General features: G+C 71.3%; 2 protein-coding genes. Both read right to left on the bottom strand.

Features of this window, described 5'->3' with window-relative positions:
• Positions 1 to 7,857: amino acid adenylation domain-containing protein (locus ACWCPN_RS34495; protein WP_451214499.1), on the bottom strand; the 7,857-nt coding region annotated here is incomplete at its 3' end.
• A gap of 306 nt (positions 7,858 to 8,163) precedes the next feature.
• Positions 8,164 to 17,946: type I polyketide synthase (locus tag ACWCPN_RS34500; protein ID WP_451214501.1), on the bottom strand; the 9,783-nt coding region annotated here is incomplete at its 5' end.

Below are 17,946 nucleotides of genomic sequence, written 5' to 3' on the forward strand. Positions count from 1 at the left end.
CACACCCCGCACCAACACCCCCGGCACAGCCACCACCTGCTCCAACACCCGCACAAACCGCCCCACCAACAACTCCGCCACACCACGATCGAAGAGATCAAGCGCGAATTCGAGGCTGCCGTGCAGCCCGTCCCCGTCCGTCGTGTCGTCCTCGACGAGCCGGACCGTAAGGTCGAACTTCGACGTGTCGTTGGGGATGGGTTCGACCGTCACCTGGAGGTCCGATGAGGTGGTGGCGGGCAGCACGTCCTTGTTCCAGACGAACGCGACCTGGAACAGCGGGTGGTAGGACGTGGAGCGCTCCGGGTTGAGCAGCTCGACCAGCCGCTCGAAGGGGAGATCCTGGTTGTCGTAGGCGGCGAGCGCCTTGTCCCGCACCTGGTCCACGACCTGCTCGAACGACCGGTCCCCCGACAGATCGACCCGCAGCACCCAGTTGTTGGCGAAGTACCCGATGAGGTCGCTGAGGTCCTCGTCCGTGCGGCCCGCGATCGGGGAGCCCATGACGACGTCCTCGCCGGCGCCGAGCCGGGACAGCAGGACGGCGAGCGCGGCCTGGAGCACGATCGGCGGTGTCGCGGCGTGCTGCTGGGCCAGTCTCGCCACCGCGGCGGAGAGTTCCGGCGTGATGCGGAACTCGACGGTGTCGCCCCGATAGCTGGGGCGGGCCGGTCGAGGGCGGTCGGTGGGGAGGGCCAGCGGTTGCGGGGAGCCGGCCAGTTCGGCGCGCCAGAAGTCCAGTTGCCGTGCCGCGAGACTGCCGGGGTCGCAGACGTCTCCCAGCAACCCCTGCTGCCACAGCGTGTAGTCGGCGTACTGGACGGGCAGCGGCTCCCACTCGGGGGCGGAGCCGGCCGCGCGCGCCTCGTGGGCCGTCGTGAGGTCGCGGGCCAGCGGGGCGATGGACGCACCGTCGCCGGCGATGTGGTGCATGAGCAGGACGAGCACGTGTTCCCGGGGCCCGACCGCGAGCAGGCTCACCCGGATCGGGATCTCGGACTCCAGCGCGAAACGGTGGGCCACCGCCTCCGCGATCGCGTCCGCCACCCGGTCTTCGGTGACCGGACGGACCGGGACCTCGATCGACACGTCCTGCGGCGACAGGATCCGCTGGAACGCCACGCCCCGCTCGTCCTCGCCGATCACCGTGCGCAGACTCTCGTGCCGCAGCACCACGTCACGCACGGCGGCGGTGAGGACTTCCACGTCGAGCGCGCCGCGCAGTCGCAGGGCGACCGGCATGTTGTACGTGACCGACGGTCCCTCGAAGCGGTACAGGAACCACAGCCGGCTCTGCGCGAAGGACAGCGGCAGCCGCTCGGGGCGCGGGGCGGCCGCGACTCGGGGCCGGGCCTTCGCGGCCGAGTCGAGGTGGGCCGCGAACCGTGCCACCGTCGGGTGGTCGAAGACGGCACGGATCGGCACTTCCGCTCCGAAGGCCCGTCGGACCTTTCCGACCAGCCGGGTCGCGCGCAGCGAATGGCCGCCGAGGGCGAAGAAGTCGTCGTCGACGCCGACCCGTTCGGCCTCCAGTACTTCGGCGAACAGTTCGGTGAGGCGTTCTTCCGTGGCCGACCGCGGGGCGCGGTAGTCGGTTCCGGTGAACAGGGGTGCGGGCAGGGCGGCGCGGTCGACCTTGCCGTTCACCGTCAGGGGCAGGCGCTCCAGTTGGACGAAGGCCGCCGGGACCATGTACTCCGGGAGCCGTTCGGTGAGGAGGGCGCGGGCCCCGGCGGCGAGGTCGTCGGTGGGGTGGGCCGGGTCGGGGACCAGGTAGGCCACCAGTTGCCTGGAGCCGTTCACGGCGTCGGTCTCGCGGGCCTGGACGACGGCCTGTGCGACGGCGGGGTGGCGGGTGAGCACGGACTCGATCTCGCCGGGCTCGACGCGGAAGCCGCGTACCTTCACCTGGGCGTCGTTGCGTCCGACGTAGACGAGTTCGCCGGAGCGGGTCCAGCGGACCAGGTCACCGGTGCGGTAGAGGCGCTCGCCCCCGCCGAACGGGTCGGCGACGAAGCGGGCGGCGGTGAGGCCGGGGCGGTGGAGGTAACCGCGGGCCAGCCCGGCCCCTGCGAGGTGGAGTTCGCCGACGACGCCGGGCGGTACCGGGCGCAGGCCGCCGTCGAGGACGTAGGCGCGCATGTTGTCCAGCGGCCGGCCGATCGGCACGCCCGCGGAGAGGTCCTCGTCGGGTGTGAAGGCGTGGGTGACCGCGAAGGTGGTGGTCTCGGTGGGGCCGTAGCCGTTGGTCACCTGCACGCCGGGGCAGTGCCGCCACAGCTGCCGCAGGGTGGCGGCGGGCAGGGCGTCGCCGCCCGCCCACAGCGCGGAGAGCCCCGCGAGGCAGGTCGGGTCCTGGTCGACGACGGTGGCGAACAGTCCGACCGACAGCCACAGGGCCGTCAGGGCGTGGGTGGCCACCAGCTCGCGCAGCGCCGGCGCGTCCAGGTCGCCGCCGGCGGGCGCCACGACGGCGCAGCCGCCGGTGAGCAGCGGAACCCAGATCTCGAAGGTGCTGGCGTCGAAGGCCGGGGACGAGTGGACCAGTACGCGGTGCGCTCCGGCGAACCGGTGGTCGGTGGCGATGGCGACGATGTCCTCGTGGGTGGTGACCACGCCCTTGGGCGCACCCGTCGATCCGGAGGTGTACATGACGTAGGCGACGCCGGGCGCGCTGGACGCGACGGCCGGCCGGTCCGTGACCGCCGCGCCTTCCGAGGCCCCGAACTCGTCCAGGACGCGTACCTCGACGCCGGCCCGTGGCACGGCGGCGGCGGACTCCGGTGTGGCGAGGACCAGGACCGGCCGGGCGTCGGCCAGCACGAACTCAAGGCGCTCGCGGGGGTATTCGACGTCGAAGGGCAGGTATCCGGCGCCGGATTTGAGCACCGCGAGCTGGGCGACGACCAGGTCGGCCGAGCGGGGTACGGCGAGTGCGACCAGGGTCTCCGGTCCGGCGCCCCAGCGGGTCAGCGCGGCGGCGAGGCGGTCCGAACGGGCGTCCAGTTCCCGGTAGGTGAGGGTGGTGCCCTCCCCGGTCAGGGCGGGGGCGTCGGGGGTGCGGGCCACCTGGGCGGCGAACGCCTCGGGCACGGTACGGGGTTCTGCGTCGCGTGCCGTGTCGTTCCAGTCCGTCAGCACGAGCCGTCGCTCGTCCGGGTCCAGGATCTCGACGGTGGTGAGCGCGTTCGCCGGGGTGGCGAGGACCTGTTCCAGGACCCGGAGGAAGCGGGCGGTGAGCCGTTCGGCGGTGCTCCGGTCGAACAGGTCCGTCGCGTACTCCAGGAAGCCCCGGAATCCGCCGCCGTCGGCCGAGGACAGCGTCAGGGTGAGGTCGAACTTGGCGACCTGGAGACCGTCGGCCATGTTCATGTGCGGCTCGAAGGTCAGTGCGGGGGCGGCCAGTTCGGGCCAGAGGCCGTCGTGCCAGACGAACATCACCTGGAACAGGGGGTGGTAGGCCGTGGACCGCTCCGGGTTGACCAGTTCCACCAGTCGTTCGAAGGGCAGGTCCTGGTGGGCGTAGGCGGCCAGCGCCTTGTCCCGGACGCCGTCGACCAGTTCCGCGAAGGAGGAGTGCCGCGACAGGTCGGCGCGCAGCACCCAGTTGTTGACGAAGAAGCCGATCAGGTCGTCGAGGTCGGTGTCCGTGCGGCCCGCGATCGGCGATCCGATGGTGACGTCGTCGCCGGCGCCGAGCCGGGACAGCAGCACCGCCAGCGCGGCCTGCAGCACGATGGGTGTGGTGGCGCCGTGCTCCCGCGCCAGCCGCTCCACCGCGTCGGCGAGTCCGGCGTCCACCGCGAACTCGACGGTGTCGCCCCGGTAGCTGGGCCGGGCGGGCCGCGGCCGGTCGGCGGGCAGCGCCAGCGGCTGCGGCACACCCGACAACTCCGCACTCCAGTATGCGAGTTGCCCTGCCGACAGGCTGCCCGGATCGGAGACCTCGCCCAGCAGGTCGCGCTGCCAGAGGGTGTAGTCCGCGTACTGCACGGGCAGCGGCGTCCAGGCCGGTGCCCGTCCGGCCGTGCGGGCCGTGTACGCCGCCACCAGGTCCCGGGTCAGCGGAGCCATCGAGGCGCCGTCACCGGCGATGTGGTGCATCACCAGCACCAGCACGTTCTCGCCCCGCCCGTCCCGGAGCAGGCGGGCGCGTACCGGTACCTCGGCGCGGAGGTCGAAACGGTGCTCCAGCTCCTGGGCTATGGCCGCGTCGACACCGCCGTCGGCCGTGACGGTACGGGTCACCAGGGCGGCGGTGACCTCGTGCGGCGGCAGGATCCGCTGGTGGGCGACGTGCTCCTCGTCCTCGTCGAACACGGTGCGCAGGCTCTCGTGCCGCAGCACCACGTCACGGAAGGCCGCGGTCAGCGCCTCCACGTCCACCGTTCCGTGCAGTTGCAGGACGACGGGCAGGTTGTAGGTCGACGACGGGCCCTCGAAGCGGTACAGGAACCACAGCCGGCTCTGCGCGTACGACAGCGGCAGCCGCTCGGGGCGCGCCACCGGCTCGACCCGCCGCCGCACCGGCAGGGCGGACGGCCCGCCCGGCGCGGTCCCGGCGCACGGAAGCAGCCGGGCCACCGTGGGGTGGTCGAACACCGCGCGGATCGGCACCTCCGTCCCGAAGGCCCGGCGCACCTTGCCGATCAGGCGTGCCGCCGCCAGCGAATGCCCGCCGAGCGCGAAGAAGTCGTCGTCCAGACCGATCCGTTCGACCTCCAGCACCTCGGCGAAGATGCCCGCCAGCAGCTTCTCCTCCACCGAGGCCGGCTCCCGGTACTCCCCGTCGGCCAGCACCGGGGCCGGCAGGGCCGTCCGGTCCAGCTTGCCGTTCACCGTCAACGGCAGCCTGTCCATGAGGACGAACGCCGTCGGCACCATGAACTCCGGCAGCCGCTCCGCGAGGTAGGCCCGCAACCGGTCGGCCACGGCACCGTCGTCGTGGGCCACCGCGCCCTCGACGCCGTTCCCGGTGGTCTCACCCTCGTTCCCGGCGCCCTCGACGACGACGTAGGCGACCAGGTGCCTGGTCACCTCGCCCCGGGCCCGGTCGCCGGCGCTGTCCCGCACGAGCACCGCGGACCGGACCACCTCCGGGTGCCCCCCGAGGACGGCCTCCACCTCGCCGGGCTCGATCCGGAAGCCGCGGATCTTCACCTGCTGGTCGGCCCGCCCGGCGAACAGCAGCTCACCGGAGGCGCTCCACCGCACCAGGTCGCCGGAGCGGTACATGCGCCCGCCGGCCGGGTCGAACGGGTCGGCGACGAACCGTGAGGCCGTCAGGTCCGGGCGCGCCAGGTAGCCGCGCGCCAGGCCCGCACCGGCGATGTACAGCTCGCCCACCACGCCGGGCGGCACCGGCACCAGGCCGGGGCCGAGGACGTACACCCGCACGTTGTCCATCGGCACCCCGATCGGCACGCCCGCGGACACGTCCTCGCCCGGCCGCACCTCGTGGGTGAGGCAGCAGGTCGTGATCTCGGAGGGGCCGTAGGCGTTGCCGATCAGCGTGTCCGGGCAGTGGACGCGCATCTGGTCCACGGTGGTGACCGGCAGCACGTCGCCGCCGGTCCAGATCTGGGACATGCCGGACAGGCTCGTCGGGTCCTGCTCCACGACGGCCGCGAACAGTCCGGTCGGCAGCAGTGTGCTCGACAGCCGGTGCCGGTCGGTGAGTTCCCGCAGGGCCACCGCGTCGACGTTCCCGGGCGGCGCCACGACCACGCTGCCGCCGGTCAGCAGCGGGATCCAGATCTCCCAGGTGGCGGCGTCGAAGGACAGGGAGGAGTGGAGGAGCACCCGGTCCAGGCCGGCGAACCGCCGGTCGGTGGCGAGCGCCACCACGTCCTCATGGGTGATCATCACACCCTTGGGCCCGCCCGTGGACCCGGAGGTGTACATGACGTAGGCCAGGCCCGAGGGCGTGGCTGGGCCGCCGGGCACCGGAGCCGGAGCGCTGCCCTCGGCGGCACCCGCCGCCGCCGTACCCCGGGGTGCGGTTCCCGCCTCGTCTGCGTCTCCCGCGTTCCCCGCGTCCCCCGGATCGGTCGCGGTGCCCGCTGCGCCGTCCAGGTCGGTGAACGTGAGGGTGGTGACGGTGGTGTGGGCCAGTGCCGGTGCCGACCCGGTGGCCGTGAGCACCAGGACCGTCCCGGTGAGCAGCGTCTCGATCCGCTCCGGCGGATAGTCCAGGTTCACCGGTACGTAGGCGGCGCCCGCCTTCAGCGTGGCGAACACGGCCACCAGGAACTCCACCGACGGCGCGAACGCCAGCGCCACCAGGTCCTCCCGCCGCACCCCGTGACGTACGAGCTCACGCGCCAGCCGGCTCGACCGGGCGTCCAGCTCGGCGTAGGTCAGCGTCCGGTCGCCGGCCACGATCGCGGGCGCCTGCGGGGTCCGCCGCACGTGCTGTCCGAACACGTCGAGGATGGTGCCCGGCACCGGCGGGCACGCGGTGTCGTTCCAGTCCACCAGGACCCGTCGGGCCAGTGTCTCGTCCATCATCTCGACCAGGCTCACCGGCACGTACGGGTCGTCCACGACCGAACGCACGAGCCCGAGCAACTGGTCGAGGAAGAGGTCGAGATCGGCCTCGCCGTACAGGGTGGCGTTGCCGTCGACGTGGACGGACATCCCGTGACCGGGGCGGGCGTCACCCAGCACGGTGATCGTGAGGTCCTGGACGGCGCCGAACCGGATGGTGTCGATGTGGCCGCGGGCGTCGCCGAAGTCCAGCGTGTCCACCCACGGAATGATGTTCAGGTTGTGGCCGAACACGTTGACGCCGGCGTTGGAGACACCGATCGCGTTGCGGATGTCGGAGATCTGCATCAGCCCGTGCGTGGCGACGGCCCGCTGCTGGTTCGTCATGTCGTGGGCGATGTCGTAGAAGCTCGCGTCCACCGGCACCGAAAGCCGCACTGGAACCAGCCCGGACATCAGCCCGGGCGAAGTGGCGCTCGCGCCGGACCGGTTGGCCCCGGCGACACAGAAGACGAACTCCTGGAGTCCGCACATCCGGCCGTAGAACACCGCGGCGGCACCCGCGAGCAGACCGCTGACCGACAGCCCGATCGACTCGGCCACCTGCTCCCACTCGGTCAGCTCGGCCCGCGGGACCACCGCACTGCGGCGCACCATGTCGGGCCGGTCCGAGCTGCGTACACCCGGCAGCAGGACCGGGGCGGGCAGGTCGGCGAGGTACTCCCGCCAGAACTCCTGGTCCGACGTGAACTGTTCGGACGCCCGGTACCGGGCGTCCTCCTCCGCGATCACACCGGCGTCCCCGAACGCCGCCGCCGCTGCCGGGCGTCCCTCGCGCGCCGCCGCGTACAGCTCGGCGACCCGGGAGACCAGCATCGACATGCCGAACCCGTCGGTCACCAGGTGGTGGAAGCCCATGAACAGCCAGAAGCGCGACTCCGACAGCCGGATCGTCCCGGCCCGGAAGAGGATGTCGTGGTCGAGGTCGAAGACCCGCGCCGCGAGGGAGTCCACGAGCGCCCGCGCCGCCGCCTCCGGGTCGGGTTCGGCGCTCACGTCACTGTGGAACGGCGCCCACGCCCCGGCGTCGACGACGAGCTGCCGCAGTCCGTCCTCGGTCTCCCGGAAGTTGACCCGGAGGACTTCCGCCTCCTCCAGGAGGGTACGGAATACGGTGTCGAACAGCGCGACGTCCGGGACGCCCTCCACATCCGCCACGAGACTCGGGTTGTTGGGGATATCCGGCATCAAACGCTGTGCCAGCCACAGTTCCTTCTGCGCCGACGACATACCGAACGAACGCGAAGGATGCATCTCTACCCTCTCGGAAGTCGCGCGGCATCTCGGAACTCGCGTGGCATGACGCATTCACGGCCGCCGCCGTAATTTATGGCCGCCGCTTCGGCCCCATCAACCCTGGCCGACAAGGTCCCGACCGCCCGCCGACGGCCACCCATGGCCTCTTGACCTGCGACGACGGTGATTCACGGACAATGCGCGAGGGCCGAGTGCGGAAGCTCCGCACCCGGCCCAGAAGCTCTGTCCGAAGGGGCCGACCGGTCCACGTACCGGTCGCTCCCGCGATCGGTCGACCGGATATCGGTCCGGACCGCGCGCCGGTCCCCGGTGTCCGGGCTTTGATGCCCGGCTTTGATGCCCGGACTCTCGAATGAGCTACTTCAATCCGCTGCCGACCGAAACCGGCGTCGGAATCAATTGCTGATGAAGATGCTCGGCGAGTTCAACGGACGTCGGATTACTGTAGACGACCATCGCGGGCACGGCCAGGCCGGTCGCGCCGCGCAGCCTGTTGCGCAGTTGGATGCCACCGAGGGAGTCCAGTCCCAGCCGCTGAATGGGAGCGGCGGCGTCCACGTCATCGGCGCGTTCATGACCGAGCACGGCCGCCACCTGCGAGGTGACCAGTTCCAGCAGCAGCCGGCTCTGTTCCGCGGGATCGGCGGCGCGCAGCCTGGACGCCAGTTGCGACGCTGACTCGCCTCCCGCCACCTGCCGCCGCGCCCTCGGCACCAGTTCGGTCAGCAACGGGGCCAGCTCCCCCGCCCCCGCCAGGCGCCGCAACGCGGCCGGATCCCAGCGCACACCGACGGTGTGTGCCGCGCCCCCGGTCAGCGCGGCGTCGAACACCTCCAGGGCCTGTCCTGTGCCGAGCGCCAGCACACCCTGACCCCGCTGACGTTCGACCCCTTCGGCACCGAGATGCCTGGTCATCGCGCTCTCCAGCGCCCAGAGTCCCCAGGAGGTCGACTGTCCGGACAGGCCGGCGTGCCTGCGGTGCACGGCCAGCGCGTCCAGGAAGGCGTTCGCCGCCGCGTAGTTGGCCTGACCCGGACCGCCGAGCACCCCGGAGAGGGACGAGACGACCGAGAACAGGGTCAGGGGCAGGTCGCGGGTGGCCTCGTGGAGGTACCAGGCCGCATCCGCCTTGGCCGCCAGGACCCGGTCCAACCGTTCCGGGGTGAGCGAGCCGATCACACCGTCGTCGAGGACACCGGCGGCATGGACGACACCCCGCAACTCGAAGCCGTCCGGCACCGAACCCACGAGATCCACCACCGCGGCACGGTCCGACACATCGCAGGCGACTACGCGGACCGTGGCACCAGCGGCTTCGAGTTCCGTGACCAACTCCGGTACACCGTCCGCTTCGGCGCCCCGGCGCGAGGCCAGGACGACGCAGCCGGCCTCATGAGCAGCGACGAGCCGCCGGGCCAGGACACCGCCCACGCCCCCGGTCCCACCGGTCACGATCACCGCGCCGTCCGCACCGATCCGCGTATCGCCCGGGTCCGCCATGGCGGCACGAGCCAGGCGAGGAACGTGCATCACACCGCCGCGAACGAGTAGCTGGGGTTCGTCGAGCGCGGTGAGGTCTGCGTGGACGCTCGTGCTGTCGGTGTCTATGAGGACGATCCGGCCCGGGTTCTCCGACTGCGCCGACCGCACCAACCCCCACACCCCAGACGCCGGCACATCCGTAACGGCTTCCCCGGGGAGTGAGACAGCGCCCCGAGTCACGACCACCAGCGTCGAACTCTCACACCTCGGCGAGGCCAGGAAGGACTGCACCACCTCCAGCGCCCGATGCACGCCGCCGTGCATCGACGCCACCACCTCGGCACCCGGCTCCGACCCCCACTCCCACACCACCACCGGCGGCACGACCTCGGCATCCGGATCCCAAACGGCACAGGACACGACGGCATCCACCGCCGCCACCGGCACCTCCCGCCACGCCACCTCGAACAAACCGTCCGGAGCCGTGCTCGCGGCAGCGGCCGCCATGGCCTGCTTGGACACCGGTCGTGTCACCAGTGAATCCACGCTCAGCACCAGGGCACCGCTCTCGTCGGCCACCTGTACCGACACCGCGTCCGCCCCGGCCGGGGCGATCCGCACCCGTACCGAAGCGGCGCCCTCGGCGTGGAGGGTGACCCCCTCCCAGGCGAAGGGGACGCGCACCTCGTCCGCCGCCGTGTCACCGCCCCTGCGCGACATGCCGAGGAGCTGTGCGTGCACCACCGCGTCCAGCAGGGCGGGGTGGATTCCGAACCCGTGCGTGTCCACGCCGGACGGGACGGTCACCTCGGCGAAGACTTCCGGACCGCGTCGCCAGGCGGCGCGTACGCCCCGGAACGCCGGCCCGTACTCGTATCCCTGCGCGGCCAGTTCCTCGTAGGCGGAGTCCACCGCGACCGGTCGGGCGCCCAGCGGTGGCCAGCGCTTCAGCCCGAACGCCGGTGGCGTGGTCGGCGTTTCGGCAGTCATCACGGCTTGCGCGTGCAGTGTCCAGGGCCCGTCGGTGTCGTCCGCGCGGCGGGAGTGGAACGACACCAGACGGTCACCGGACTGGTCCGCCTCGGCGACGGTCACGTTGAGCTGCACCGCACCGGTCGCCGGGAGCACGAGGGTTTGCTGAAGGGTCAGTTCGCGTACGACGGGGCAGCCGGACCGGTCTCCGGCGTGCAGCGCCAGTTCGACGAAGCCGGCGCCCGGCACGAGCTGGTGCCCGAACACCGAGTGGTCCGACAGCCAGGTGTGGCTGCGCAGCGACGTGAGGCCGGTGAGCAACATGCCGTCGAGGGCGGGTAGTTCCGCCACCGCCCCCAGCATGGGGTGTTCGGCAGAGGTGAGGCCGGCGGACCCGACGTCCGAGGAGCGGGGGGACGTCGTCGGCCAGTAACGCCGGTGCTGGAACCGGTAGGTGGGCAGGTCGAGCCATCGACCGTCCATGTGGAAGGCCGTCCAGTCCACGCGGCCGCCCGAAGTGTGCAGCGCGGCGGCGGAGCGTACGAACTGGTCGAGGCCGCCGGCGTCGCGGCGCAGCGTGCCCACGTTGGTCGCGGGTCCGGCGGATTCGCAGATCTCCTCGACGCCCACGGTCAGTACGGGGTGCGGGCTGATCTCGACGAGGTGGGCGTGGCCGTCCCGGAGGGCTGCGCGGGTGGCCTCCTCGAAGCGCACGGTCCGCCGCACGCTCTCGTACCAGTAGGTGCCGGTCAGCGCCGCCGTGTCGAGGGCCGCGCCGGTCACGGTGGAGTAGTACGGGATCTTCGAGGAGCGGGGCGTGACGTCGGCCAGCGCCCTGAGCAGGCGTTCGCGCAGCGACTCCATCTGCGGTGAGTGGGAGGGGTAGTCCACCGCGATGCGCCGATACCTGATCCCTGCGTCCTCGCAGTCCGCCAGGAAGGCGTCGATCTCGTCATGGGCACCGGACACGACCGTCGTCGACGGGTTGTTCACCGCCGCCACCGCGAGCGTCTTCGCTCCCGTCAGGCCCGCGCGGACGGCTGCCACCGGAGCCATGACGGAGACCATGGTGCCGGTGCCGGCCACCTCGGTCAGTGCGATGGACCGCAACAGCACGACGCGCGCCGCGTCCTGGAGGGTCAGGGCCCCGGCGACGTAGGCTGCGGCGATCTCTCCCTGCGAGTGGCCGATGACCGCGTCCGGCACTACCCCGAACGACCGCCACAGCGCCGCCAGCGAGACCATGATCGCGAACAGCACCGGCTGGAGTATGTCGACGCGGTCGATGTCAGGGGTGCCCGGGGTGCCGTGCAGGACGTCCAGCAGCGACCAGTCGACGAACTCGGTGAACGCCTCGGCGCATCGGGTCATTTCCGTGGCGAAGGCCGGCGAGGAGTCCATGAGTTCCCGGCCCATCCCCAGCCACTGCGAGCCCTGACCGGGGAAGACGAACACCACACCGCTCGTGGCGGCCGCTGCGTCGCGGACGGAGCCGGTGACGACACCGGAGTTCTCCCTCCGGGCGGCGAGGTCGGCGAGGCCGGCCAGGAGCTGCCGCCGGTCGGCGCCGAACACCACCGCCCGATGCTCGAACGCCGAACGACGGGAGAGGGAGAACGACACGTCGACGTCTCGGGAGTCGGAGCCGTCCCGGCCGAGCCAGTCGGCGAGTACGGCGGCCTGGTCGGCCAGCGCTTCGGGGGTCCTGGCGGACAGGTGCCACACTCCGACGCTCGGGCCGCCGGATTCCTCCGAGGGTGACGCGGGGGATGCCGGGTGCGGTTCGGCGTGCACGGCAGCGGCGGCTTCCGGGGCTTGTTCGATGATGACGTGGGCGTTGGTGCCCGACAGCCCGAATGACGACACGCCCGCCCGCCGGGGACGGTCCGGCCGCGGCCATGCCCGTTCGGTCGTGAGCAGCTCCACCCGGCCCTCAGACCAGTCCACGTGCGACGACGGCGCATCCACGTGGAGCGTGCGAGGCAGCGTGCCGTGCCGCAACGCCTCGATCATCTTGATCACACCACCCACGCCGGCAGCGGCCTGCGTGTGACCGACGTTCGACTTCAACGACCCCAGCCACAAAGGCTCGGCGTCCGCGGACCGCTGCCCATACGTCGCCAACAGCGCCTGCGCCTCAATCGGGTCCCCCAGGACGGTGCCGGTGCCGTGCGCCTCGACAACATCCACGTCCGACGCGGACAGCCCCGCCGACGCCAACGCCGCCCGAATCACCCGCTGCTGCGACGGGCCGTTGGGCGCGGTGAGACCGTTGGAGGCACCGTCCTGATTCACCGCCGAACCCGCCACCACCGCGAGAATCGGATGCCCGTTACGCCGAGCATCCGACAACCGCTCCAGCAACAGCACCCCGACACCCTCACCCCAACCAGTGCCGTCCGCAGCATCCGCGAACGCCTTGCACCGCCCATCCACCGCAAGACCCCGCTGCCGCGAGAACTCCACAAACGTCTCCGGCGTCGCCATCACCGTCACACCACCGGCCAACGCCAGATCACACTCACCCGCCCGCAACGCCTGCCCGGCAAGATGCAACGCCACCAACGACGACGAACACGCCGTATCCACGGTGACCGCCGGACCCTCAAGCCCCAACGCATACGACACCCGACCGGACACCACTGAACCCATGACACCGGTGCTGAAGCCCTCGGAGTCGTCGGTCGCGCCCTCGGCGGCCCGGAGGTAGTCCTGGGACATCACACCGGCGAAGACACCCGTCCGCGAACCCCGCAGCCCCTGCGGATCGACCCCGGCCCGCTCGATCGCCTCCCAGCACACCTCCAGCAACAACCGCTGCTGCGGATCCATCGCCACCGCCTCACGCGGCGAAATGCCGAAGAACCCCGCATCGAAGCCGGCTACGTCCGCCAGGAACCCGCCCTGGCCGACGTACGACTTGCCCCACGCCTCGGGATCCGGGTCGAGTACGTCGTCCAGGTTCCAGCCACGATCGGTCGGGAACGCTCCGATGCCGTCCGCAGCACTCGACACCAGTCGCCAGAGATCCTCGGGGGATGCGACACCGCCGGGATAGCGGCAGCCCATGCCGACGATCACGACGGGGTCCACGTCCTGGCCCTGGTCATGACCCGCGTTTCGGTCCCGGTTCTGGTTCGGGTCCTGGTTTGTTCCGGCCGCGGCCGGTGCGTGGGTCGTCCGGTCGCTGTCCGGCCCGATGTCCTCCGGGAGCAGTCGCTCGAGAAGGGAGTCGGCCAGCGCCTGTGCGGTCGGGTAGTCGAACACCAGGGACGCGGGGAGGCTCAGAGCAGTGGCCGTCTGAAGGCGGTTGCGGACGTTGACACCGCCGAGGGAATCGAGGCCAAGATCCTTGAACGCGGCCGTGGCGCCCACGGCGTCGGCGCGGTCATGGCCCAGCACCGTCGCCACCGTGGAGCGCACCAGCTCGGTCAGCAGCCGGCGCCGGCCTGTCGGATCGGTGCCGCGCAGTCGGGACACCAACTGCGGCACGGACTCCCCCGACGCGGCGGCTCGACGCACCGCCGGTGCCAACTCCGCTAGCAAAGGCATCAGTTCGTTGTCAGCGGCCAGGCGCCGCAGAGTGGGCAAGTCCCAGCGAACGCCGACCAGGTGACCCTCACCGCTGGTGCAGGCCGCGTCGAACAGCTCCACCGCTTGATCTGGGGTGAAGGGCAGTACGCCGCCTGCGCGAAGCTGCGCCAACTCATCGGCACCGAGTCGGCCACTCATGCCACCGGCCTCTGCCCAGAGTCCCCAGGAGGTCGACTGTCCGGACAGGCCGGCGTGCCTGCGGTGCACGGCCAGCGCGTCGAGGAAGGCATTCGCGGCCGCGTAGTTGGCCTGACCCGGACCGCCGAGCACCCCGGAGAGGGACGAGACGACCGAGAACAGGGTCAGGGGCAGGTCGCGGGTGGCCTCATGGAGGTACCAGGCCGCGTCCGCCTTCGCCGCCAGGACCCGGTCGACACGCTCGGGGGTGAGCGAGCCGATCACACCGTCGTCGAGGACACCGGCGGCATGGACGACACCACGGAGCTGGAATCCATCGGGGATCGAGTGGAGCAGGTCCTGGACCGAGGAACGGTCCGAGACGTCGCAGGCGACTACGCGGACCGTGGCACCAGCGGCTTCGAGTTCCGTGACCAACTCCGGTACACCGTCCGCTTCGGCGCCCCGGCGCGAGGCCAGGACGACGCAGCCGGCCTCATGAGCAGCGACGAGCCGCCGGGCCAGGACACTACCCACGCCTCCGGTCCCACCGGTCACGATCACCGCGCCGTCCGCACCGATCCGCGTATCGACCGGGTCCGCCATGGCGGCGCGGGCCAGGCGAGGAACGTGCACCACACCGCCGCGAACGAGCAGCTGGGGCTCGTCGAGCGCGGTGAGGTCTGCGTGGACGCCCGTGCTGTCGGTGTCTATGAGGACGATCCGGCTCGGGTTCTCCGACTGCGCCGACCGCACCAACCCCCACACCGCCGACGCCGCCACATCCGTGACCGCCCCACCGGCTAGGGAGACTGCCCCCCTGGTCACCACCAGCAGCGTCGACTTCTCACATCGAGAGGAGGCGAGGAAGGACTGCACCACCTCCAGTGCCCGATGCACGCCGCCGTGCATCGACGCCACCACCTCGGCACCCGGCTCCGACCCCCACTCCCACACCACCACCGGCGGCACGACCTCGGCATCCGGATCCCAAACGGCACAGGGCACGACGGCATCCACCGCCGGCACCGGCACCTCCCGCCACGCCACCTCGAACAAACCGTCCGGAGCCGTGGTCGCGGCAGCGGCCGCAGCCAGAGCTTCCTGAGACACCTGGCGCGTCACGAGCGAATCAACGCTCAGCACCAAGGCACCGCTCTCGTCGACCACCTGCACCGAGGCCGCATCGGTACCCGCCGGAGCGATCCGCACCCGCACCGAGGACGCGGCCACCGCATGGAGCGACACCCCGTCGAACAGGAACGGAACCCGCACTTCTGCCACGCCCGACGCTGTCGCCGGGGCGGTGAGCATGGGGGCGTGCACCACGGCGTCCAGAAGAGCCGGATGAATGCCGAACCCTGTGACATCCGTGCCGGACGGCAGCTTGACCTCGGCGTAGATCTCGCTGCCGCGCCGCCAGGCCGCGCGCACACCGCGAAACGCCGGTCCGTACCCGTAGCCCAGCTCGGCCAGCGCCTCGTACGCCGTCTGGACATCCACCGCCAGCGCCCCGGTCGGCGGCCACTCCGGCTCCAGCCACGCGTGCGCGTCCCGGGCGCCGGGATTCGCGGGAGCGAGCGTTCCCTGGGCGTGCAGGACCCACTCACCGTCCCCGTTGTCGGGGCGCGAATGGATTCTCACCTCACGGGTCCCGGCCGTCTCGTGCTCGCCCACGACGACGTGCACCTGGACCCCGCCGCGCTCGGGGAGCAGCAGTGGAGCCGTCATCGCCAGCTCCCGCACCACCGGGCACCCGACCTCGTCACCGGCCCGCACCGCCAGCTCCACCAGCGCCGATGCCGGCACCATCACATGGCCCAGGACATCGTGCTCAGCGAGCCACGGCTGAGCGGACCTCGACAGTTGCCCCGTCAACAGCAGACTCGAAGAGTCCGGCAGCGTCACGACCGCGCCCAGCAGGGGGTGATCCGCCGGGGTCAGACCGGCTGTGCCGACGTCACCGCGCTGCGAGGCGGGCGTGAGCCAGTACCGCTCGCGCTGGAACGCGTAAGTCGGCACCTCCACGAGCCGACCGTCCGCGCACCACGGCTCCCAGGACACCGGGACCCCGGACACGTACAACTGCCCGAGTCCCGCCACCAACGCCGCCGATTCCGGACCCCGGCGAGACAACAACGGGACCACAGACGCAGCCTCAACGCCCTCAGCCACCTCGTCCAGCGTGCTCACCACGGCGGAGACCAGCGCGCCTGGGCCCAGTTCCACGAACCGGCTCACCCGTTGCTCACCCAGATACGTCACGGCGTCGGCGAAGCGCACCGCCTGCCGCGCATGCCGCACCCAGTACTCCGCCGACCCGAACCCGGCTCCGACATCGGCGAGCTCGCCGGTCACGTTGGACACCAGCCCCACACCACCCGCAGGAACCGACACCCTCACCTGCCCCGCGACCCGCTCGAACTCCTCCAGCACCGGATCAAGCAACGGCGAATGAAACGCGTGCGACACCGCCAACGAACGCGTCCGGCAACCAGCCCCCTCCAACCCGACCACCGCAGCATCGACCGCCGCCCGAGCACCCGAAATCACCACACTGCCCGGCGCGTTCACCGCCGCCACCACCACCGGACCCAACCCCGGCGCCACCCCCGCCAGAACCTCCTCCACCACCTCCAACGACCCCGAGACCGCCGTCATCACCCCGGCCTCAGCCCGCTGCATCACCCGCCCCCGCGCCACCACCAACCGCGCCGCGTCCTCCAACGACAACATCCCCACCACATGTGCCGCAGCGATCTCCCCCACCGAATGACCCACCACGAAATCAGGCCTCACACCCCGAGCCTGAAGCAGACGAAACAGCGCCACCTCCAGCGCGAACAACGCCGGCTGCGTGAACTCCGTCCGCTCCAACACCCCCGCATCCGAACCCCACACCACATCCAGCAACCGGTGACCCCACCACCGGTCCACCTCCCCAGCAACCACCTCCAACTCCCGAGCGAACTCAGGAACCGCCCCAGCCAACTCCCGCCCCATCCCCAACCACTGCGCACCCTGACCCGGAAACACGAACGCCAGCCCACCAGCACGCACCGAACCCGCGACCACACCGGAGCACTCCCGCCGCGCGGCAAGATCCGCAAGACCAGACAGCAACTCCCCCCGATCAGCACCGAACACCACCGCCCGATGCCCGAACACCGAACGCCGAGACAAAGACAACGCCACATCAGCGTCACGCGAATCGGCTCCCTCACCTCCGAGCCACTCGGCAAGGACGGCGGCCTGATCCGTCAGCGCGTCCCGAGTTCTGCCCGACAGTGCCCAGACACCACCGATCGGGCCTGCTTGATCAGCGGCCGGAGACTCGATGTCGGCGACTTCCGCCGGAGCTTGTTCGATGATGACGTGGGCGTTGGTGCCTGACAGCCCGAATGACGACACGCCCGCCCGCCGGGGACGGTCCGGCCGCGGCCATGCCCGTTCGGTCGTGAGCAGTTCCACCCGGCCGCTAGTCCAGTCGACGTGCGACGAGGGCGCGTCCACGTGGAGCGTGCGAGGCAGCGTGCCGTGCCGCAACGCCTCGATCATCTTGATCACACCGCCGACACCGGCAGCGGCCTGCGTGTGACCGACGTTCGACTTCAACGACCCCAGCCACAAAGGCTCGGCGTCCGCGGACCGCTGCCCATACGTCGCCAGCAACGCCTGCGCCTCGATCGGATCACCCAGCACCGTGCCGGTGCCGTGCGCCTCCACCGCGTCCACGTCCGACGCGGACAGCCCCGCCGACGCCAACGCCGCCCGAATCACCCGCTGCTGCGACGGGCCGTTGGGCGCGGTGAGACCGTTGGAGGCACCGTCCTGATTCACCGCCGAACCCGCCACCACCGCGAGAATCGGATGCCCGTTACGCCGGGCATCCGACAACCGCTCCAGCAACAGCACCCCGACACCCTCACCCCAACCAGTGCCGTCCGCAGCATCCGCGAACGCCTTGCACCGCCC

Source organism: Streptomyces sp. NPDC002386 (genome assembly GCF_053593175.1).